This is a genomic window from Mesorhizobium sp. B2-1-1, from assembly GCF_006442975.2.
Taxonomy (GTDB): Bacteria; Pseudomonadota; Alphaproteobacteria; order Rhizobiales; family Rhizobiaceae; genus Mesorhizobium.
In genome coordinates, this window is the sequence record NZ_CP083954.1 from 3,917,060 (window position 1) to 3,937,183 (window position 20,124).

Annotated in this window: 22 protein-coding genes; 11 read left to right on the top strand and 11 right to left on the bottom strand. The window is 63.7% G+C overall.

Translation table 11 applies throughout. The features are described from left to right. The first annotated feature begins 7 nt into the window (after positions 1 to 7). The 5 genes from FJ972_RS19290 to FJ972_RS19310 are packed head-to-tail and all read left to right on the top strand — an operon-like array spanning position 8 to position 5,553. Complete coding sequence (locus tag FJ972_RS19290) at positions 8 to 1,648, top strand: N,N-dimethylformamidase beta subunit family domain-containing protein (protein WP_140493773.1); 1,641 nt, start codon at positions 8 to 10, stop codon at positions 1,646 to 1,648. Position 1,649: 1 nt separating this feature from the next. Next, complete coding sequence (locus tag FJ972_RS19295) at positions 1,650 to 3,035, top strand: aspartate aminotransferase family protein (protein ID WP_140493775.1); 1,386 nt, start codon at positions 1,650 to 1,652, stop codon at positions 3,033 to 3,035. 4 nt (positions 3,036 to 3,039) lie between these two features. Next, a complete protein-coding gene (locus FJ972_RS19300; RefSeq protein WP_140493777.1) occupies positions 3,040 to 3,969 on the top strand; it encodes a 3-keto-5-aminohexanoate cleavage protein in 930 nt (309 codons plus the stop codon). A 52-nt stretch (positions 3,970 to 4,021) separates the two neighbouring features. After that, positions 4,022 to 4,528: a GNAT family N-acetyltransferase gene (locus FJ972_RS19305; RefSeq protein WP_140493779.1), complete on the top strand. Its 507-nt coding sequence runs from the start codon at positions 4,022 to 4,024 to the stop codon at positions 4,526 to 4,528. Further along, positions 4,525 to 5,553, top strand: coding sequence for a histone deacetylase family protein (locus tag FJ972_RS19310; protein WP_140493781.1), 1,029 nt, complete (start codon positions 4,525 to 4,527; stop codon positions 5,551 to 5,553). The genes FJ972_RS19305 and FJ972_RS19310 overlap by 4 nt, the downstream gene beginning before the upstream one ends. 133 nt (positions 5,554 to 5,686) lie before the next feature. Here FJ972_RS19310 and FJ972_RS19315 read toward each other — a convergent pair whose 3' ends face one another. After that, positions 5,687 to 6,754, bottom strand: coding sequence for an aldo/keto reductase (locus tag FJ972_RS19315; protein WP_140493785.1), 1,068 nt, complete (start codon positions 6,752 to 6,754; stop codon positions 5,687 to 5,689). A 121-nt stretch (positions 6,755 to 6,875) separates the two neighbouring features. Then, positions 6,876 to 7,343: a hypothetical protein gene (locus FJ972_RS19320; protein WP_140494990.1), complete on the bottom strand. Its 468-nt coding sequence runs from the start codon at positions 7,341 to 7,343 to the stop codon at positions 6,876 to 6,878. A gap of 387 nt (positions 7,344 to 7,730) precedes the next feature. Between FJ972_RS19320 and FJ972_RS19325 the strand changes: the two genes are divergently transcribed. Then, a complete protein-coding gene (locus FJ972_RS19325; protein ID WP_140493788.1) occupies positions 7,731 to 7,895 on the top strand; it encodes a hypothetical protein in 165 nt (54 codons plus the stop codon). A gap of 58 nt (positions 7,896 to 7,953) precedes the next feature. On the opposite strand, the gene FJ972_RS19330 is transcribed toward FJ972_RS19325, so the two are convergent. Further along, positions 7,954 to 8,460 (bottom strand): DUF1993 family protein, encoded by a 507-nt coding sequence (locus FJ972_RS19330; RefSeq protein WP_140493790.1) that lies wholly within the window; start codon positions 8,458 to 8,460, stop codon positions 7,954 to 7,956. A 142-nt stretch (positions 8,461 to 8,602) separates the two neighbouring features. Between FJ972_RS19330 and FJ972_RS19335 the strand changes: the two genes are divergently transcribed. After that, positions 8,603 to 9,640: a DUF1176 domain-containing protein gene (locus FJ972_RS19335; RefSeq protein WP_140522071.1), complete on the top strand. Its 1,038-nt coding sequence runs from the start codon at positions 8,603 to 8,605 to the stop codon at positions 9,638 to 9,640. 16 nt (positions 9,641 to 9,656) lie between these two features. On the opposite strand, the gene FJ972_RS19340 is transcribed toward FJ972_RS19335, so the two are convergent. The 7 genes from FJ972_RS19340 to FJ972_RS19370 all read right to left on the bottom strand — a co-directional run bounded on the left by FJ972_RS19340 (position 9,657) and on the right by FJ972_RS19370 (position 16,183). After that, the gene (locus FJ972_RS19340; protein WP_140522194.1) at positions 9,657 to 10,505 is read right to left on the bottom strand and encodes an alpha/beta hydrolase family protein; all 849 of its coding nucleotides are present in this window, start codon (positions 10,503 to 10,505) and stop codon (positions 9,657 to 9,659) included. 254 nt (positions 10,506 to 10,759) lie between these two features. Next, positions 10,760 to 12,370, bottom strand: coding sequence for an NTP transferase domain-containing protein (locus FJ972_RS19345; protein ID WP_140493794.1), 1,611 nt, complete (start codon positions 12,368 to 12,370; stop codon positions 10,760 to 10,762). Next, positions 12,367 to 13,071, bottom strand: coding sequence for an XdhC family protein (locus FJ972_RS19350; protein ID WP_140517689.1), 705 nt, complete (start codon positions 13,069 to 13,071; stop codon positions 12,367 to 12,369). The genes FJ972_RS19345 and FJ972_RS19350 overlap by 4 nt, the downstream gene beginning before the upstream one ends. A 6-nt stretch (positions 13,072 to 13,077) precedes the next feature. Continuing rightward, positions 13,078 to 13,416 (bottom strand): XdhC family protein, encoded by a 339-nt coding sequence (locus FJ972_RS19355; RefSeq protein ID WP_140493798.1) that lies wholly within the window; start codon positions 13,414 to 13,416, stop codon positions 13,078 to 13,080. A gap of 57 nt (positions 13,417 to 13,473) precedes the next feature. Continuing rightward, on the bottom strand, positions 13,474 to 14,718 hold the full coding sequence (locus FJ972_RS19360; RefSeq protein ID WP_140522192.1) for a vWA domain-containing protein: 1,245 nt from the start codon (positions 14,716 to 14,718) through the stop codon (positions 13,474 to 13,476). Between the two features lie 11 nt (positions 14,719 to 14,729). Then, positions 14,730 to 15,659, bottom strand: a complete 930-nt coding sequence (locus FJ972_RS19365) for an AAA family ATPase (protein ID WP_140493800.1) — start codon at positions 15,657 to 15,659, stop codon at positions 14,730 to 14,732. Next, complete coding sequence (locus FJ972_RS19370; protein ID WP_140493802.1) at positions 15,656 to 16,183, bottom strand: flavin reductase; 528 nt, start codon at positions 16,181 to 16,183, stop codon at positions 15,656 to 15,658. Before FJ972_RS19370 ends, FJ972_RS19365 begins: the two co-directional genes overlap by 4 nt. 180 nt (positions 16,184 to 16,363) lie before the next feature. Between FJ972_RS19370 and FJ972_RS19375 the strand changes: the two genes are divergently transcribed. Together FJ972_RS19375 and FJ972_RS19380 are read left to right on the top strand one after the other, a co-directional pair. Further along, entirely contained in the window at positions 16,364 to 17,437 is a 1,074-nt protein-coding gene (locus FJ972_RS19375; protein ID WP_140522069.1) for a branched-chain amino acid ABC transporter substrate-binding protein, read from the top strand. Continuing rightward, the gene (locus FJ972_RS19380; RefSeq protein WP_140522067.1) at positions 17,437 to 18,456 is read left to right on the top strand and encodes a P1 family peptidase; all 1,020 of its coding nucleotides are present in this window, start codon (positions 17,437 to 17,439) and stop codon (positions 18,454 to 18,456) included. The genes FJ972_RS19375 and FJ972_RS19380 overlap by 1 nt, the downstream gene beginning before the upstream one ends. Positions 18,457 to 18,467: 11 nt before the next feature. Here FJ972_RS19380 and FJ972_RS19385 read toward each other — a convergent pair whose 3' ends face one another. After that, on the bottom strand, positions 18,468 to 18,722 hold the full coding sequence (locus tag FJ972_RS19385; RefSeq protein WP_140493808.1) for a DUF2171 domain-containing protein: 255 nt from the start codon (positions 18,720 to 18,722) through the stop codon (positions 18,468 to 18,470). 138 nt (positions 18,723 to 18,860) lie between these two features. Here FJ972_RS19385 and FJ972_RS19390 point away from each other — a divergent pair, with 138 nt between their 5' ends. Together FJ972_RS19390 and FJ972_RS19395 are read left to right on the top strand one after the other, a co-directional pair. Then, positions 18,861 to 19,586: a DUF2259 domain-containing protein gene (locus tag FJ972_RS19390; protein WP_140493810.1), complete on the top strand. Its 726-nt coding sequence runs from the start codon at positions 18,861 to 18,863 to the stop codon at positions 19,584 to 19,586. Then, complete coding sequence (locus tag FJ972_RS19395; RefSeq protein ID WP_224519150.1) at positions 19,583 to 20,107, top strand: hypothetical protein; 525 nt, start codon at positions 19,583 to 19,585, stop codon at positions 20,105 to 20,107. The genes FJ972_RS19390 and FJ972_RS19395 overlap by 4 nt, the downstream gene beginning before the upstream one ends. Positions 20,108 to 20,124: the final 17 nt, after the last annotated feature.

Sequence of the window (20,124 nt, forward strand, 5' to 3'; positions counted from 1 at the left end):
TACGACGATGACCAGATTGACCACTGAATTCCCCGATTTCGGACTGACGCCGGAGCAGCGCCGGCACGCAGTGCGCGGCCACTATTATGAGTGGCCGGGCATGGATGGCGAGCGCGGCGAAATCTGGTGCTACAGCGACCGCTTTTCCTACCGCGCCGGCGAGACAGTGACGCTGCATGTCAGTTCGACGGCTCCGTCCTTCAGCATGACGATCGTCCGCGACGGCGGCACCGAGACAAAGGTGTTCGAGAAGTCCGGCATTGCGGCGCGTTGGCAGGAAAGTCCAGACCAGTGCTCGGCCGAAGGCTGCGGCTGGGAAGCCTCGTTCGAATTCAGCGTCGGCAGCGACTGGCCGTCCGGCGCTTACCGGGTGACGCTGACTGCTGAAGGCCGCGACGGCAAGCCGATCCAATCCCATCATCTTTTCATCGTCGCGCCCCTGCCCGGCAAGAAGCCAGGCCGTGTGCTGCAGGTGGCGGCGACAGGCACCTGGCTCGCCTACAACACCTGGGGCGGCTCCAATCACTACCAGGGCATCACCGGGCCGGACCGTAACGAATATTCTCCGATCGTCTCGACGCAGCGCCCCTGGTGCCGCGGCTTCGTCGTGCTGCCCAAGGAGGCGCCGCGTGTGCCGTTGGAAGTCGCGGTGCCGCCGAAGACAGTGCCGCGCTATCCACACATGGAATGGGCGCTCGCCACCGGCCATTCGAAGAAATACGCATCGTCGGGCTGGGCGAGCTATGACAGCCACTTCTTCCGCTTCGCCGAACGGGCGGGCTACGCCGTCGATCTCGCCAGCCAGCACGATCTGCATTTCTCGCCCGACATTCTCGATGGCTACGACTGCGCCGTCTTTGTCGGCCATGACGAGTACTGGACCTGGGAAATGCGCGATGCGGTCGACAGCTACGTCGAACGTGGCGGCCATGCGGCGCGCTTCGCCGGCAACTTCATGTGGCAGACGCGGCTGGAGGATGAAGGCCGGCGGCAGGTCTGCTACAAATACCGCGCCCGAGCCGAGGACCCCGCCTATCGCGGCGGCGACGTCACCCGCGCCACCAATTCCTGGGAGGCGCCCGAGATCGGCCGGCCGGGTTCGGCGACCTTCGGGCTCAACGCCACACGCGGCCTCTATGCCGGATGGGGCGGCTGCGCGCCACGCGGCGTGCGCGGCTTTCCCGTGTATCGGCCCGAGCACTGGGCCTTTGCCGGAACCGGCATCTACTATGGCGACCTGCTTGGCGCCGACAGCCATGTCTATGGCTATGAGGTCGACGGGCTGGATTTCGAAATCCGCGGCGGCCTTCCCTACCCGACCGCGACCAGCGGCGCACCGGACGGCTTGCAGGTTCTCGCCGTCGGCATGGCCAGCCAGGTCGAGGAAAGCGCCGATATCCCGATCGAGGATCAGTTTCTCACCGACGAGGATGGTCGCTTCAGCGCCGAGACGCTGTTCGGCGATCGGAGCGACGCCAATCTGGAAAAAGTCAAACGCGGCAACGGCATGATCGTCAATTTCCCGCGCGGCAAGGGCGAGGTCTTCCACGCCGGAAGCTGCGAATGGGTCGCCGGCCTGCTGAGGCAGGACCCGATGGTCGAACGCGTTACCCAAAATGTCCTCGATCGTTATCTCGGAAAGTCCTGACATGTCGAAAGCCCAGACCGCCGCCCCGGACACCGAAGCCCGGCGCCAATCGCATCTGTTCTATCTCTCCAGCCTGCGCCGGCCGCTGATCGACCGTGCCGAGGGCATCTATATGTGGACGCAGGACGGCCGCCGCTTCATCGACGGATCAAGCGGCCCGATGGTCGCCAATATCGGTCATTCCAACCGCAATGTGCTCGACGCCATGAAGCGGCAGATGGACCGCGCCACCTTCGCCTACCGGCTGCATTTCGAGAACGAACCGGCAGAAGAGCTGGCGCGTGAGCTGGCCGGCAAGCTGCCCGAAGGCATGGATCGCATCTTCTTCGTCTCAGGCGGCTCGGAAGCGACCGAATCCTGCATCAAGCTGGCGCGGCAGTGGGCGGTGGCCACCGGCCAGGCCAGCCGCTGGAAGGTGATCACGCGCTTCCCCTCCTATCACGGCGGCACGCTGGGTTCACTGTCGATCACCGGCGACTACGCGCTGGCCGAGACCTTCACGCCAATGATGCGGGTGATGCCGACCGTGCCGGCACCGGCGGCCTGGCGCGACCGCGACAATCTCTCGATGGAACAGCGCGGTCTCCGCTATGCCGACATGCTGGAGGAGAAGATCCTGGCCGAGGGGCCGGAGAGCGTGGTCGCCTTCATCATGGAACCGATCGGCGGCGCGGCGACAGCGGCGCTTGTCGCGCCGGACAGTTATTATGGGCGCATCCGCGAAATCTGCGACCGCTACGGCATCCTGCTCATCCATGACGAAGTGATGAGCGGCGCCGGCCGCACGGGAAAATTCCTCGGCGGCGACCATTGGAACTGCAAGCCGGACATCGTCGCGCTATCAAAAGGCCTGGGATCGGGTTACGCGCCGCTCGGCGCGCTGGCGGCGCCGATGCGGCTGGTGCAGCCGCTGCTCGCCTCCGGCGGCTTCCAGCACGGCCATACCTATGCCGGCAATCCGCTCGCCTGCGCCGCAGGGCTGGCCGTGCTCGGCGAAATGGACCGCCTCGACCTGATCGCCAATGCCGCCGCCATGGGCGATGTGCTGATGGACGGATTGCGAGAGCTAGCCGAGCGCTTCCCGTTCATCGCCGACGTGCGCGGCAAGGGCCTGCTCACCGGCGCCGAGATGCTTGCCGATCCCGAAACGCTGCGGCCGATCGACCAGAGCAGGAAGGCGACGCAGCGCCTGCTCGACCTCGCCTATGAGCGCGGGCTGATCATCTACGGCCGCAAGGTCAAGGGCGGTGTCGACGGCGACAATTTCATGGTCGCACCACCGATGATCGTCACCAGCGAGCAGGTCGGCGAGATCATCTCCATCATCGGCGACTCGCTCGAAGTCCTGGCTGCCGAACTCGACCTTCCGGTCGAAGGCCGGGGATAAAACAATGGCGCCGAGAAAGGTCATCATCACCTGCGCCGTCACCGGCTCGGTGCATACACCGTCCATGTCGCCTTATCTGCCGGTAACGCCGGAACAGATCGCGGCGGATGCCATCGCCGCGGCCGAGGCCGGCGCCTCGATCCTGCACTTGCATGCCCGCGACCCAAAAGACGGACGGCCTACGGCCGATCCGGACGTGTTCATGCAGTTCCTGCCGCGCATCAAGCAGGCGACGTCGGCGGTGATCAACATCACAACCGGCGGCTCCTCCCTGATGACGCTGGACCAGCGGCTGGCGGCACCTTTGCGGGCCGAGCCCGAAATGTGTTCGCTCAACATGGGCTCGATGAATTTCGCGCTGTTCCCGATGCTCGACAAGCCAAGGGAATGGCAACACGAATGGGAACCGAAGCTGCTGGAAGCCACACGCGACACAATCTTCAAGAATACCTTCGCGGATATGGAGGGCGTTCTCGAGAGACTGGGCAAGGGCTGCGGCACGCGTTTCGAATTCGAGTGCTACGATGTCGGCCATCTCTATTCGCTGGCGCATTTCCGCGACCGTGGGCTGGTGTCGGGGCCGCTGTTCATCCAGTTCGTGCTGGGTATTCTTGGCGGCATTGGCGCCGATCCGGACAATCTCATCCACATGAAGCGCATCGCCGACAAGCTGTTCGGCGACAGCTACCAGTTCTCGGTGCTGGCCGCGGGCCGCCACCAGATGCCGCTGATCTCTATCGCCGCGGCCATGGGCGGCAATGTCCGTGTCGGGCTCGAAGACAGTCTCTACGACGGCCGCCAGCTGGCGAAATCCAATGCCGATCAGGTGCGCCGTATCCGTGGCATTCTCGATGGACTGTCGCTGGAGGTTGCCACCCCGGCCGAAGCACGCGACATGCTGGCGCTGAAGGGTGGCGACAGGGTAGCGTTTTAATGCGACTGGCTGAGATGATAGTGCTCCGTCACACCTTGGCTCCCTGCTTGCCATGACAAGTCCGGAAAAAATCCTCCTCCGCCCCGGACGAATCGAAGACGTCGAAACCATCCATGCCGCAATTCTGAAGCTCGGCACCCATATCGGCGCGCCCGAAGAAATCGTCTCAACGCCAGACGATCTCAGGACCTGGGGCTTTGGCGAAAGACCTGCCTTCTCGACCCTGATCGCCGAAGTCGATGGCGAATTCGCCGGACTGTGCCTCTATTTCCCGATCTTCTCGACCTGGATGGGGCGGCCCGGCGTCTATGTGCAGGACCTCTATGTCGAGGACCGGTTTCGCGGTCGCAGGATCGGCGAGCGCCTGCTGCGGCGCGTCGCGGCCGAGTGCCGCAAGCAAGGCGGCGCTTATCTCAGATTGTCCGTCGATACCGACAATGAGAGCGCAAAGGCCTTTTATGAACGGCTGGGCATCGCCTGGTCGAGCTACGAGCAGACGCAGAAGATCATCGGCGACGCCTTCTTCGCCTTTGCCGACGCGCCGGAGAAAAAAGAATGAAAGCCTTCTACGCGCAGGAGCAGAAGCGCCACGACCCCAAGGCTTTCCTTTCCAGCGGCGCCCCGCAGCCCAATCCGGAAAAGCCGGAGCGCGTCGAGAGATTGTTAGCAGGCGCAAAATCGGCCGGCTGCACGATCGAGCGGCCGCGCAATCACGGACTTGGTCCGGTCGCGGCGGTGCACACGCCCGAATATCTCGATTTCCTGGAGCATATCTACACGCGTTGGCAACGCATCGAGGGTGCCTCGGCGGAAGTGATCCCCAACATTCACCCGATCGTGCGCAACGGCTCCTATCCGGCCTCCGCGGTCGGCCAGGCTGGATACCACATGGCCGACACGGCCTGCCCGATCTCTGGCGAGACCTGGCAAAGCGCGCTGTGGAGCGCCTGGAGCGCGGTCGAAGCGGCGGAAGCGGTGATGGCGGGCGCGCCGGCCGCCTATGCGCTTTGCCGCCCGCCCGGTCACCATGCGTTCGCCGATGTCGCCGGCGGCTTCTGCTTCATCAACAATTCGGCTGTGGCGGCGCAGGTACTGCGCAAACAGGCGGCACGCGTGGCGATCCTTGACGTTGACCTGCATCACGGCAACGGCACGCAAGGCATTTTCTATGGGCGGCCCGACGTGCTCACCGTCTCGCTGCATGCCGATCCGGTGCGGTTTTATCCGTTCTTCTGGGGCCATGCTGACGAGCGCGGCGAAGGCCCCGGCCTCGGTTATAATTTCAACCTGCCGCTGCCACGCAAATCCGCCGACGCGGCGTTTCTGGAAGCGCTTCAGGTGGCGTTCCAGCGCATCCGCGCCTTCGCGCCCGACGCGCTGGTCGTGGCGCTCGGGCTCGACGCGTTCGAGGGTGATCCGTTCGGCGGGCTTTCGGTGACGACGCCAGGTTTCTCGCGCATCGGCGAAGCCATCGCCAAGCTCGGCCTGCCGACGACAATCGTCCAGGAAGGCGGCTATCTCTGCGACGAACTCTGTGACAACCTCACCGCTTTCCTGACCGGGTTCGGCACCAAGGCACGCTGACAGGTCGAGCTGCGCCTGAGACCTCCATCGGTCAGAGCGAGAGCGGGAAATTTTCCACGCAATGTTTCGATCGGAAAATCCACCATCGTCTCCATCGCGCTGTTATTCCCAGATAATTCAACTTCCGAGTCGATCAAGGACAGGGATTGCCGACCCGCTGATGAATGGCGTCCACTGCCTTCTGCATCTCTTCGGTCCAGACAACCTCCACTGAAGACAGCGCCATTTCCAACTGCGAAATGGTCGTCGCGCCAATGATGTTCGACGTGACAAAGGGCCGGCTCGATACATAGGCGTTGGCGAACAGCGCCGGCTCCAGGCCGAAGGAGCGCGCCAGCTCGTTGTATTCAAGCTGCGCCTCTGCGGCATTGGGGGTCTCGTAACGCTGGCCGCGGTTGAAGAGCTGCGAGCGCGATCCCTGCGGGCGCGCGCCGTGATCGTATTTGCCCGAGAGATAGCCCTGCGCGAGCGGCGAATAGGCAAGCAGCGAGACCTCTTCCCGATCGCAGACTTCGGCGAGGTTCACCTCGAAGGTCCGGTTGACCAGATTATAGGCGTTCTGAATCGAGGCGACCCGTGGACCAATAGCTTTGTCAGCCTCTGCAATGAAGCGCATGACGCCCCAGGAGCTCTCGTTGGAGAGACCGAAATGCCGGATCTTTCCGGCCTTCATCAGTTCATCAAAAACGGCAAGCGTCTCCGCGATCGGCGTTTCACCGGTCGGCGCCCCGACGGAATCAGCGCGGCGCGCCACGGCGCCGACGCGCGTCGGATTGGCGCCCCAGGGTATGTCCCGCTCCGGCCAGTGGATCTGGTAGAGGTCGATATAATCCGTGCCGAGCCTGATCAGCGATTTGTCGACGGCATCGAAGATATCGGCGCGCACAAGCTGCGACGGCCTGTCGCCGCGAAACCAGTTGTTTGCGGTGCGGCCGACGACCTTGGAGGCGAGTATCACCTTGTCGCGGTTGCCCTTTGCCTTCATCCAGCTGCCGATGATCTTCTCGGTCCGCCCTTGCGTCTCCGCCTTGGGCGGGATCGGGTAGAGCTCGGCAGTGTCGATGAAATTCACCCCGCGCGAAAAGGCCAGGTCCATCTGAGCGTGGCCGTCGGCTTCGGTGTTCTGCTGGCCCCAAGTCATCGAACCGAGGCAGATCTGGGTGACAAGAAGATCGGTCCGACCGAGACGGCGTTTGTGCATGGAAGTGTGCTCCGGCGGGAAAAGTTTGCGCGGCTGCGCGGGGAAGGAAGTTTCATCCTACAAGAAAGCAGAGGCGCTCTCCAAGCCTCGGCAAGCCGACTTTTGCGTGAACCAGACTGCGCTAGCGGCGAGCCCCTGCCAGGGCGCGCCGCTTGGCCTCGTCGATCAGCATGTTGGCCACCTGCATGCGGATCATGGCGCGCTGGCGCAGGTGCGGCGCGACGCGATCGGGATGGTTGGAAAAGGCGAAACTGCGGCGCATGCGACCAAAGTCGGCGACAGCCTTAGGCGTGTCCAATCCCAATTCCACGGCAATCGATTCGGGATCGATCGGAGGCAGTTTTTCTTCGGGCCTTGTCTCTTCGCCCGCAAGTGCCAGCTTCGCATGATCGAGCAGAGCCGCGAATTCTGCGGCGAGATCCGCGCCTGCCTCGCGATATTCCGTGGCAAATCCGCTGCCAGAAACCTTGATGCGGCCCGAATGGAGCTCGTCGGCGACGGAAAGATAGTCAAACGGAATCGACGGGCGAGTGGCGGCCTCTTCGCCTCCCCCGTCCTTGTCGGAGGCGACGAAGAGATCATCGAGCAACGAAGCGAAATCCCGCTTGGCGCTGGTAACGATGTCAGCCTCCCCAGTCTCACGGTGTGTCCGAGACATCCACCTTAGGGTCCGCTCGTTAAAAATGCATGCCGCCGATTTAAACAATTGAAGGTTTACGGGGCTGGACCACGCCCGGTCAGTCACAAAAAGCCGGACTGCGGTTGGTGCAGTCCGGAATTCGCCAGAAGCGGCGAGGAAAAACCGGCCATGTGCCAGCAAGAGGGATACGATTCGTGATCTGCGAAAGTTTCAGGCGACGCAGGATCATGGCAGAAAAAATTTTGCAGAGCATGGCAGGCATGCAAATGCTGCACTGCACAATTGTCACGAATCCCCTATATTCGGACGCTGGGAGGTCCAACAGGGGCCTGGATTATGGGGTTCTTCACTGAAATGTTTGCGCGGCCACGGCCGCAGGAACATCTGCGTTATCGTGCCGCGCTCGCGCTGCTGCATTCCATGAGCAATGCGGACCGCGCCGACATCGGCATCAAGCCCGCCGATTTCCCGCGCATCGCCCGCGAAATGTCCGTTCGCTAGTTCGGCCAGCCAGGGATATTCCGGCTCCGGACGGACAACGCCTTGATGGCGTGATCCGTCAACGTGAGCCCAGGAACGTTGCCTTGCCCAGCGGCACGCCATTGTGGCGAAGAATGTCGTAGGCGGTGGTGAGGTGGAAATAGAAGTTGGGCATGGCCACATGCAGGAGATACCGCAAACCGGCCATCGAGACCTCGCGCCCGCCGAGCCTGACCTCGACAATCTGCTCGTCCGAACCTTCCAGATCGGCCGCGGAGAACGTCGCCAGATGGTCAAGCGTCTTGGCGATGCGCGCCTGCAATTCGGCAAAGCTCGCCTCATTGTCCTCGTATTTGGGAATCTCCCGGCCGGCGAGCCGCGATGGGGCTCCCTTGGCATGGTCGGTGGCGATCTGCACCTGCCTGGTCAAGGCGAACATGTCGGGCGCCAGCCGCGCCGTCAGGAACACCTGCGGGTCGATCTTGCGCTCGCCGGCGTTTTGTTCGGCCGTGGACAGCACGCTGGACAGCGCTTTCAACCGGGCCGAAAACACAGCCACCGATACTTCATACATGGATAGGGTCACGCAATTATCTCCCGGGGCAGTTGAAGCGCCGCGAGCGCGAACTAGCGCCTTCCCGGGCGATTCTTCAAGCGATACCCGCAAGGCGTCACCACGTCGCCGCAATCACCGTGGTAGAATCTCCGTTACTGCGTGGAGATTCCCGATGAGACACGCTTTTCTCGCAGCGACTGCCTTGTTCTCCCTTGCCTCGATCGCCCAGTCGGCACCTGCCGACGAGGCGCCCTACGTCGATGACAGGTCGAGCGCCGAGGCAGTTGTCCGCTCGCTCTACAGTGCCATCAACCGGCATGAATTCGCACGTGCCTGGGGTTATTATGGCGATACCAAGCCGGCCAAGGACTTCGACAGCTTCGTCAAGGGCTATGACGGTACCGACAAGGTGGATGTCAGGACCGGCGCCGTATCCAACGAGGGCGCGGCAGGCAGCATCTACTACAGCGTGCCGGTCGCCATCCAGGCAACCGACAAGAAGGGCGAGGCGAAGGTCTTTGCCGGCTGCTACACGCTGCGCCAGGTCAATGCCCAGATTCAGGCGCCGCCATTCCAGCCGATCTTCATCGACAGCGGGGCGCTGAAGCCGTCGAGCGCGGATTTCGAGGAGGCTGTGCCCGCTAGCTGTGGCGACGGCCCGCCACCTCCGAAAAAGGATGCAGCGCTGGAGCAGGCCAAGAAGGCTTTCCTGGCCAGCTATAGCGACCAATGCGACAAGGATCTCGCGGCCAAGGAGCCGGAGATTTTTTCCATCAAATACAGGGACAAGGATGCGGCGGCCGGCGATCCCGACAAGGAAACGCGCCTGTTCCATTTTTCCTGCTCGGCGGCCGCCTACAATGAAAGCTCGATCTACTACATGACCGACGAGGCGAATGGCGTCAGGCAATTGCAGTTCACCGAACCGGAGATGGACATCCGCTACGTGAACAACGACAGCGAAGGCAAGGTCGAATCCATGCACATCGTCGGCTTCCGGACCACCGGCTGGGCGACCAATTCCAGCTACGACCAGGACGCCCACACGATAACCACCTTCAACAAGTGGCGCGGCGCCGGCGATGCCTCGTCAGCAGGCACCTATCTGTTCCGCAACGGCGATTTTTCGCTCGTCCAGTACGACGTCGACGCCTCCTATGACGGCGAGGAAAACCCGCAGACGGTTGTCGACTACAACACCGCTCCCTGAGCCGTGCGGCGTCCGATCAGGGCGCCTTCGACAGCATCCAGTTCAACGCGCCGCGCCAGTCGACCATGCGGATGGGGGTGCCGTGCGTGCCCGTCTCGAAGCGCACGAAGCGGGTCGGATAGGCTTTCGATTTGGCGATGATGGACCGGAAGAAGGATTCCTGGTTTGCCACGGGAAAGACCACGTCATGGCTGCCCTGACCGAAGAAAACCGGCACGTGGCGCCTGAAGGCTGGGCTGGACAAGAAACTCTCGTCCCAAAGCGAGCCAAGCAGCAGAAGCCCGTCGATTTGCCCGCCCGTGTCCGTGCGGGCGGCAAGCTTCCAGCACAATGCGCCGCCCATCGAGCCGCAGGCGACGAAGATCTTCGCGCCCGGCGACTGTTGCGCATAGTGATCGATCAGCGCCGCGACCTGTGCCGCCCCCTTGTCGCCGAAATCTGGGAAGTCAGGGCTGAGATAAAGGCCGCCATTGCCTGCCATCAGGTTTTTGATGCGGTTGAAATTGCCGCCGAAGGTGAAGTCATCGATACCTTGCTTGCGGCTGCCGCCCTGCCCGTGCAGGTAGAGCACGATGACGGAAGCCCCTTGCGTCTTGCCTACGGCGATGTGCCGGACGTCGCCGGCATCGGTTTTCAACAGCAGATCCTGCTGCACCTTGCGCACACCGGTATCGGTATACTGCGCATGCACGCGCTTTTCCGGCACCTCGTCGCGCTGGTTGATGTCGCGCATCTCGCGGTAGTCGATCACCGTGTAGTCACCGTTGGTGTCTGACGAGAGCGTAGCGGGATAGGCGAACAGATCGTCCTTGAAGGGTTTTAGTTGGAGAGCAGAGGCCTGGGCAGCAGAAAACAGGAAGAATATCGAAATCAGAAAGGCAGGGAGCGTGAGCACCCCCCTCTGGCCTGCCGGCCATCTCCCCCTCAAGGGGGGAGATTGGACATCATTTCGGCTTTCGCCAATCTCGACGGCCGGCAGAAGGGCGCCCCCGCCGAAACTGCCAATCTCCCCCCTTGAGGGGGAGATGGCCGGCAGGCCAGAGGGGGGTAGAAGCGTTGACATTAACGAAATGAAACCGGAAGCCATACCGCAGGCTTGCGTAATTCGGCCCGGGTTTGTCAATCCTGCAGCACGCCGCCGGCGCCTTCCAGCGCCTCGCGAGTGTCGACATCGACGGACGCGCCCTCGCCGATCTCTACATCGACGACGTCAAGTCCTCCGGCCTCGACCAGATGGCGTGCGCCGGTATCACCTTCGAGATGGGCGACAGCCGGGAACAGCGAGCGCGGCAGAAGTACCGGGTTGCCGCGTTTGCCAAGGTGCGAGGCGCGGACGACCAAATTGCCTCCCGCCCCGCGAAACGCATCGATCAGCCGGTCGAGATCGCCGGTCGAGACACCCGGCATGTCTCCGAGAACGATCATCGCACCGGCGGCATCTCCCGGCAGATAGGCCATACCGGCTTTCAGGGAGGTGGAGAGCCCATCGGCAAAATCGGGATTGTCGGCGAAAGTCACGTCCAGGCCCGATAACGCGCCGCGCACCCGCTCACGCTGGTGGCCGGTAACGACGATCGTGCCCGAAGCTTTCGAGGCGAGCGCACGCTCTGCTGTACGGCGGACCAACGGTTGGCCGTCGAAAAGCGCCATAAGTTTGTTCGGCCCGCCCATGCGGCTCGAACGGCCTGCCGCCAAAAGCACGATCCCGACCTTGAGCCGGCTTACGGCCGGCAGCGGTTCGCGCGGCTGCGGGCGTGTCGGGATTTCCATCAGCAGGCCGCCGACGCCCATGCCGGCGATGTCGGTCGCCGTTACGTCGAGGCCGGCGATCAGCCGGTCGAGCACCCAGTCGAAGCCGTTCTCCTTGGGGCTGCGGGCGCAGCCCGGCGCGCCGATGATCTGCTTGCCGGCGAGCCTGCCGAGCACCAGTAGATTGCCGGGGTCGACCGGCATGCCGGCGCGGATGACAGTACCGCCCGCTTCCTCGATCGCGGCCGGAACGACGTCGGCGAAATCGCTCATGGCCGAAGCGCCGAAGATCACGACCATGTCGTTATCGCGCGCCAGCGAGGCGGCCGCCTCGGCAACCGGCGCAACCTCGTGCGGCGTGCGGCGCTCGGCCGTCAGCCGCCCGCCCGAACGCGCCAGCCGTGCCTCGGTGACGCGCAGCGTCTTGTCGAGCACGCTCGGCTTGACGCCCGGCAAGACGGTCTGGATAACACCGACACGAATGGGCCGATAGGCATTGACGGCAAAGATCTCGCCGCCGGCGCAGATTTCCATGACCGCATCGACCAGCGCCGACCCAACGGCGAAGGGAATGATCTTCACGGTTGCCACCATCTGGCCCTTTTCGACCGGCGCATGCTGGCCAAGCGTGGCGATGGTGATGGTTGGATCGACGGCATTGATGGCGTCGATCATCGCGCTGTTGACGGTGAAGACGCCAGCGGCTTCGGCATGGAGGTTGACCCGCCCCGTCGCGGCAGGCTTGGCCGCGACATTGCGGTGGCGCATACCGGTCGCGATCCGTTCGGCGGCGGCGTCTTCGCCCAGATCGCCGGGAGAAAGCACGGCCGCGACGACTTCGCTGATGCCCGCCGCTTTCAGCACCCCGACATCCTCTGCACTCAGCCGATGCGCTTTGCGGAAACGTCGCTCGCCGACCGTCGTCGCGTGCGCAAGCACGGCGCCTTCGGCCTGTTCGATAGGAACCGGGCCGAATTTCACGCTGCGGCTTCCCTGGCTTCAAGGCCGCGCGAGCGAAACGCGTGAATGACCTGCGCCAGCACGGCGACGGCGATCTCGGCGGGGCTGGCCGCGCCGATATCGAGACCGATCGGCGCCTGGATGCGACCGATCTGCTCGGAACTGGCGCCCAGCGCCAACAGGCGCTCGACACGCTTGGCATGGGTTTTCCTGCTGCCGAGTGCCCCGACATAGAAGCACCTGGCGTCGAGCGCCGCCTTCAGCGCGAAATCGTCGATCTTGGGATCGTGGGTGATGGCAGCGACTGCCGTGTAGCTGTCGAGTGGCTGTCGTTGCAGGACCTCCTCAGGCCATTCGGCGTGCAAAGCGACATCGGGAAAGCGGTCCGACGTGGCAAAAGCCGTGCGCGGATCGATGATCTCGACTGGATAGCCGGCGATCCTGGCCATTGGCGCCAGCGCCTGGCTGATATGCACGGCACCGATCACCACCAGGCGAGGATGCGGCAGATGCGCGTTGAGAAAAAAGGTCCGCCCTTCCGCTTCGACGGAGCCGGAATTCCCGGTGCGGAACGCCTTGCTGATCGCGGCACCGAGATCGCCGGCGACCGGATCGCCCTCGCGCACGACACGGTCGCGGCCGTCACCAAGATCGGTGACCAGGATCGCGGCGCGGCGCGCGCGGCGCTCGGCGTTGAGTGTTTTCAGCGCATAGGGATCCATCGAAGATCAGCCTAGCCTTTCCACATACACTTTGATGCGGCCGCCGCAGGAAAGGCCCACCTGCCAGGCGGTCTCGTCGGCGACGCCGAATTCCAGCATTCTGGGCTTGCCGGTGCCGATGACGTCCATGGCATCCGTCACCACGGCGCCTTCGACACAGCCGCCCGAAACCGAGCCGTGGAAATTGCCGTCGGCGTCGATGACCAGATGGCTGCCGGCCGGGCGTGGCGCGGAACCCCAGGTCTCGACAACGGTCGCGATGGCGACATCCTTGCCGTCCTTCATCCAGCCTTCCGCGATGATCAGCGGGTCACGGGCCTCGTCGAGATAAATGCTGTCGCTCATCGTTGCTTCTCTCAGGGTCTGTTTTTCCCGGAAATATGTGTCTTCAGCAGCATATGGCTACGCGGCGCGCCTCGCGCCACCCTCCATCCATCGCCGCGGATCGACGGCATATCCAGGCTTCCGGTCCAGCGAAGCGCAGAGATCGGCAAGCGCGTCGAGATTGTGCACGGCACGGAATTCATCGACATGCGGCAGCATCGCCCTGACGCCGCGGGCGCGCGCCTGGAAACCGTCGAAGCGCAGCAAGGGGTTCAGCCAGATCAGCCGCCGGCAGGATTTGTGCAGACGCTCCATTTCCTCCGACAGGCCGTCGACCTCGTCTCGCTCCAGCCCGTCGGTGATCAAAAGCACCACCGCGCCCTGTCCTAGCACGCGCCGCGACCATATCAGGTTGAACTCGGCCAGCGTGTCGCCGATGCGCGTGCCGCCCGACCAGTCCTTGACCGCGGTGGAACAGTCGGCCAGGGCGGCGTCGGGATCGCGATGGCGCATCTGTCGGCTCAGATTGGTGAGCCTGGTGCCGAAAACGAAAGTGTGCACGCGCCGGCGCTTTTCCGTCAGAGCATGCAGGAAATGCAGGAAGATGCGCGTGTACTGGCTCATCGAACCGGAAATGTCGGCAAGCACGACCAACGGCGGATACACTTCGCGGAGCGAGCGGAATTTCGGCAGGATCAGTTCGCCCCCAGTGCGTGCGGCCGAGCGCATCATGGCACGCGGATCGATGCGGCGACCGTGCGAATCGGCCTTGAAACGGCGCGTCCGCACCATATCGAAGGGCAACCGCAGTTCGGCGATCGCTTTCCTGGCGTCGGCCATCTCGGCGGCATTCATCTGAGCGAAATCCTTGGCCCTCAGCACCTCGTTGCCGGAGAAAGTAAAGCGCGCGTCGACCTCGATCTCGGGGATTTCCTGCGCCGGCTGGTTCCTGCTGTGGCCTGCGAACATGGCCTGGCTGACACGGCTTTCGGCCGCGCGTGGCTTCTGCTTCTCCCTGGTATCGGGCGCCACCGGCGAAAGCATCGCCAGCATCTTTTCGATCAGCTCACGCGACTTCCAGAATAGCCGGAAGGCCTCGTCAAAGATGGCATGGTCCTCATGCCGCGACACCAGCACGGCATGCAGCGTCCAGTAGAAATCGTCGCGCGCGCCGATGCCGGTGGCAAGTACCGCCTCGATGGCATCCTTGACCGAGGCCGGACCGACGCGCATGCCTGATTTGCGCAAGACACGGGCGAAATAGACGATGTTGTCGGCGATGTGACCGTCGACAGTCGCCTCCCTGGGTTCCGCGCGAGGCATGGCCATGAGCCCTACTCCGCCGCCGAAAGCTCGGCCTTCACCTCGTCGAGGATACGCCGGCCTTCGCCCTCGCCGATGCGGGCAATGTCGTCCTGGTATTTCAGCAGCACGCCGATCGTGTCGGAGACGGTTTCCGGGTCGAGCGCGACCTTGTCGAGTTCGGTCAACGCGCCGGCCCAGTCGATGGTCTCGGCAACGCCCGGCATCTTGAACAATTCGATCTGGCGGAGCTTCTGAATGAAGGAGACCACCTCGGCCGAAAGCCGGCTGTTCGCCTGCGGCACCTTGCGGCGCACGATCTCCAACTCCCGCTCGGCGCTGGGATAATCGACCCAGTGATAGAGGCAGCGCCGCTTCAGCGCGTCATGGATTTCGCGGGTGCGGTTGGTGGTGATGATGACGATCGGCGGCTCCTCCGCCCTGATCGTGCCGAGTTCGGGCACCGTCACCTGGAAATCGGAAAGGATCTCGAGCAGGAACGCCTCGAACGCCTCGTCGGTACGGTCGAGCTCGTCAATCAGGAAAACCGGGGCGGCGCCGGCCTTGCCGGTCAGCGCATCGAGCACCGGACGGCGTATCAGGTATTTTTCCGAGAAAACGTTGCGCTCCATGTCGGAGCGGTCAACCTTGCCGGCCGCCTCCTCCATGCGGATCTCGATCATCTGCGCGGCATAATTCCACTCATAGACGGCGGACGAGACGTCGAGACCCTCATAGCATTGCAGACGGATCAGCCGGCGGCCGAGCGCCTCTGCCAACACCTTGGCGATCTCGGTTTTGCCGACGCCGGCCTCGCCCTCGAGGAACAGCGGCCGCTTCATGCGCAGCGACAGGAAAAGCACGGTGGCCAACGACCGGTCCGCCACATAGTCCGCGCCGGTCAAGAGATCGAGCGTCTCGTCGATCGTCCGCGGCACGGGGCGCGGTTTTAGCTCGGTCATTCCTTCTCCGTGGACGCCTCTGCCCCGCTTTCCAGAACGTGGTAGCCGCGGGCGTGATAGATCAGCGGCCGCAAATTATCGCCCATGCGCAGGCCTGTCACCTTGCCAAAAAGCACACGATGGGTGGCCAGGTCCTTGGTGTCGATCAGTTCGCAGTCGAACACGGCGAGCGCGCCCTTCAAGGTCGGCGCGCCGGTGGAGATCACATCCCACTCGCCGAGCGCGAAACGTTCCTCGACCGGCAGGCCGGTGATGCCGGAAAAGCCGATCGACAGCGGCTCCTGGTGCGAGGCAAGCGTGTTCAAGGCAAACCTGCCGTTTTTCACGAACGGCTCGTTCTTGGGATTTTCACGGTTCAGGCAGACCAAAATGGTCGGCGGCGTATCGGAAACCGAACAGGCGGCGATGACCGTCGCGCCACGCTTGCCGGCCGGCCCGTCGGTGGTCACCACATGGACGTGGCCGGCAAAATGGCTCATCGCGTCGCGATAGGCCTGCGGTCCTATGTCGTTCTTCTTCAACACCGGAGATTTTCCATAGCCTGAACCCTACCGCTATATATGGCTAGATATGACATGCCACAAGCGAAGTGCTTGGCCCATATCCCGAAATTCGCGTGTTGCGCCAAGACCGGGCAGCCTTTAGGTCTTGGCGGGAGTGGCGCCGGGACCATCCGGGCTCGCTTGGAGGAAGTCTTCGACAGGATGCGACCCGGGGCAACGATATCTGCCGCGCTGGCCTGGCTGCTGCTAACCGGCGCCGCCAACGCCCAGACGCTGCTCGTCGGCGTTGCCGCGCCGCTCTCCGGATCCTCGGCGATCCTTGGCAGGCAGATCGAAGCCGGCGCCGAAGTAGCGGCCCAGGCGAACGGCATCGAGCTCAAGACCATCGACGATGCCTGCACGGCCGATGGGGGGGCCGCGGCAGCCCGGGAATTCGCGACCGCCAAGGTCAATGTCGTCGTGGGATTTCTCTGTACGGAAGCGATCGAGGCGGCGATGCCGATCTTGAAGGACGCAGGCATCGCCGTCATCACCGTTGGCGTGCGAACCGAAAGCCTGACTGACCGTCGTCCCAAGACCGGCTGGCCGGTCTACCGGCTCGGACCGAGGGGCGACGACGAGCGCAATGCCGTCGCCAACACCCTTACCCGGCTTTGGCAGAACGAACTGTTCGCCGTCATCGATGACGGCACCATCTACGGCCGTGAGATCGCCGAGACGTTGCGGGCGGCGGCCGAACAGGCGGCGCTGAAGCCGGTGTTCGTCGATACGTTCCGGCCGCAGCTCGACAACCAGATCGGTCTGATTGGCCGGCTAAAGAAGGCCGGCGCAACCCATGTCTTTGCCGGTGGCGACGGCGACGACATCGCCATCATGGGTCGCGACGCCGCGCAACTCGACGCCGGCATCGTATTCGCCGGCGGCGAGAACCTGCGCACGCCGCCCGGAGCGGTGCCCTATGCCACGGGAACACTGATGATCGCTCCCCCCGAATGGGCCGATGTCGCCGATCCCAAGGTGTTCAAGGCGTTCGCCTCGCAAAAGATCGTGCCGGACGGCTACACGCTGCCGGCTTATGCGGCGGTAGAAACCGCCAAGGCGGCGATGGCGGAAGCGGCAAGCTCCGGCAGGCCCCTTGCGGAAGCGCTCATCGGGCATGATTTCACCACGGCGATCGGGCCGGTGCGCTTTGATGCGAAGGGCGACCTCAGCCGGAATCCGTACCGCGTCTTCCGTTTCGATGGCGCCCGCTTCGTACCGCTGGAAAGCAACTGATGTTTCGCACCGGCCCGCGCAACCTGATCACCGATGTCGCCGGTCTCAGCGTCGGCAATGCCTCCGATGCCCGACTGAAATCCGGCGTGACGACAGTCCTTTGCGACGAACCGGCTGTAGCCGGCGTCCAGATCCTGGGCGGTGCGCCGGGTACCCGCGAGACGGACCTGCTCGAACCCCACAATTCGGTTGAGACGGTCCATGCCGTGGTGCTGTCGGGCGGGTCGGCTTTCGGCCTCGACGCAGCGTCCGGCGTACAGGCAGCACTGCGCGAACGTGGCATCGGTTTCGAGGTCGGCGGCTTTCGCGTGCCGATCGTGCCGGCGGCGATCCTGTTCGACCTGCGCAATGGCGGCGACAAGGACTGGGGCCGCTATCCGCCATACCGCGACCTCGGCTACGAGACGGTGCAGGCCGCCGGTTCGGATTTCCAGATCGGCACGACCGGCGCCGGCACCGGCGCGCTGACCTCCGATCTCAAGAGCGGGCTTGGCTCGGCTTCGACGCTGCTTGACAATGGCGTCACCATCGGCGCGCTGGCGGCGGTCAATCCGATCGGCTCGGTGACCATCAGCCGAAGCCGCCATTTCTGGGCGGCTCCGTTCGAGATCGGCGATGAATTCGGCGCGCTTGGCTATCCCTCGCCAATGCCGGACGACGCCAAAAGCATCCTCTTGAAGTTTCGCGACAAGACGTTCACGGGCAAGGCGGATGCCGGCGGCAACACCACCATCGCCGTTATCGCCACCGATGCCGTTCTCACAAAGGCCGCCGCAAAGCGCCTGGCCATGTCAGCGCATGACGGTTTCGTGCGGGCCATATGGCCGACGCACACGCCGGCCGATGGCGATCTGGTCTTCGCGCTGGCGACCGGCAGGAGCGGTATCCGGCTCGAAGCCGACGCGGCAATCGACCTTTATGCCGCGGCAGGCGCCACGATGGCGCGCGCCATCACGCGCGGCGTTTTCGCCGCGACGCCCGCCGAGGGCGATCGGTTTCCGGTCTGGTCGTCGCGCTGACTTATACGCGATCAGGTGGGGTCGGACTTTTCTTCCTCGAAAGTGACCGCGACGTCGGAATTCGCCGACAGCCAGACCTTCTTTCCCTCGACCTCCGCAACAAGGCTCAGGGGAATGAAATGATGGTGCCCCTTATGCGTGCCCATGCCGCTGTCGGACTTGGTCAGCTTGATCCGCTGCCCCTCGACTTTGTCGACCGTGCCGACATGAACGCCATCGGCACCGATCACTTCCATATGCTCACGAATTTTGCTGGTGTCGGTCATGGTGGTTCTCCATTGGGACTGCCGACAATAACAGACGAGGCCGCGATTGGATGCATGGCGCTTGCTTTATCGGGCAGCGCGACGCCGGTATCTTGTCGTGATAGGGAATGGCGATATCGTTGGCCGGCGGAAAACCTCATGCAAAACCTTCTTCTGTTTGCCGTTTGCCTGCTTGCGCAGTTTTGCGCAGTCGTCGCCGCCCGGGCCGGGGATGTCGCCGAGCTTGAAATCCTGGGCTTCACCAAGGACGGCGGCATCTTCGCGTTCGAAGAATATGGCGTGCAGGATGGATCGGGATTTCCCTACGCCAATCGCTATTATATCGACACCAGCAACGACAGCTTTCTCCAGGGAACGCCTATTCGCGTCCGGCTCGACGACGAGAACGCCACGTTGACGGCGGCTCGTATTCAGGCCCGCGAGAAGGGCGAAGCGGTCGTCAGCCAGGCGGAGTTGGCCGCGAACAAGGGCATCACCGCAGGCTTCAACCCGGTAACGGAGATGTCCGCCGACCCGCATCGGATGGCGGTCAATCCGCGTCCGATCTTCTCGCCAGTCGACCAGCCGCTCGAGTTCCGGCTGGACGAGATCGGCATGAACGAGACTAAGGGCTGCGAGAGCCAGGGTGAGATCAATGGCTTTCGGCTGCTGCGCGTCGAGGCGCAAGCCGGCGGTACGACGAAGCTGTTGCACGAGGACAAATCGATCCCCAAGAGCCGGGGTTGCCCGAACGGCTACCGCATCGGAGCCGTGCAGACATTTTCGATGGACAATCCCAGCGCCTATGCGGTGCTGATCGCGGTGCGCCAATATGGCTTCGAAGGCCCGGACTATCGCTGGATCGCGGTGACCGGCCGCCTGTGACACCGCTCGTCCACCCCGCCAGGCGTCATCGCGCCCTGGGCCGCCTCCGCGGCGCCATACCAACGCCGGGCACGGCGCTGCTCGGCGCGCTGCTTTGGGCCGCCACGATGGGCGCCAGCGCGCTCCTCAACCTGTTGCTGGAAAGTTGGGTGACGCCAGATAAAATCCGCACCGTGACGCTGCTGTTTGCAGGCGGCGGCGCTCTGGCCTTTCCTGTTGGCCTGTTCGCGGCACGGCTGGTCTCGCGCGGAAGGAGCTGGGAAGTCGCCTTCGCGGCGGCATTCGTGGGTCTCGCCGCCGCGACGATCGGCCTGACCGCCGGGCTGTATGCCTTGCAATACCGGTCCTACTATGCCGCATGGCATGCACCCACCTTCACCCTCACCTGGGGGCTTCAGTTCGTCTTCACGATGGCGGTGGCGCTCTACCAGTTCGTGGTGCTGGGCATCAGGCTCTATTTCCCGATCGGGTTCCTCGCCTTGTTTGCCGCCAGCCTCTGGTTTGCGCGGCGGCGGCGTTGAGCATTTTGTCCGCCTCT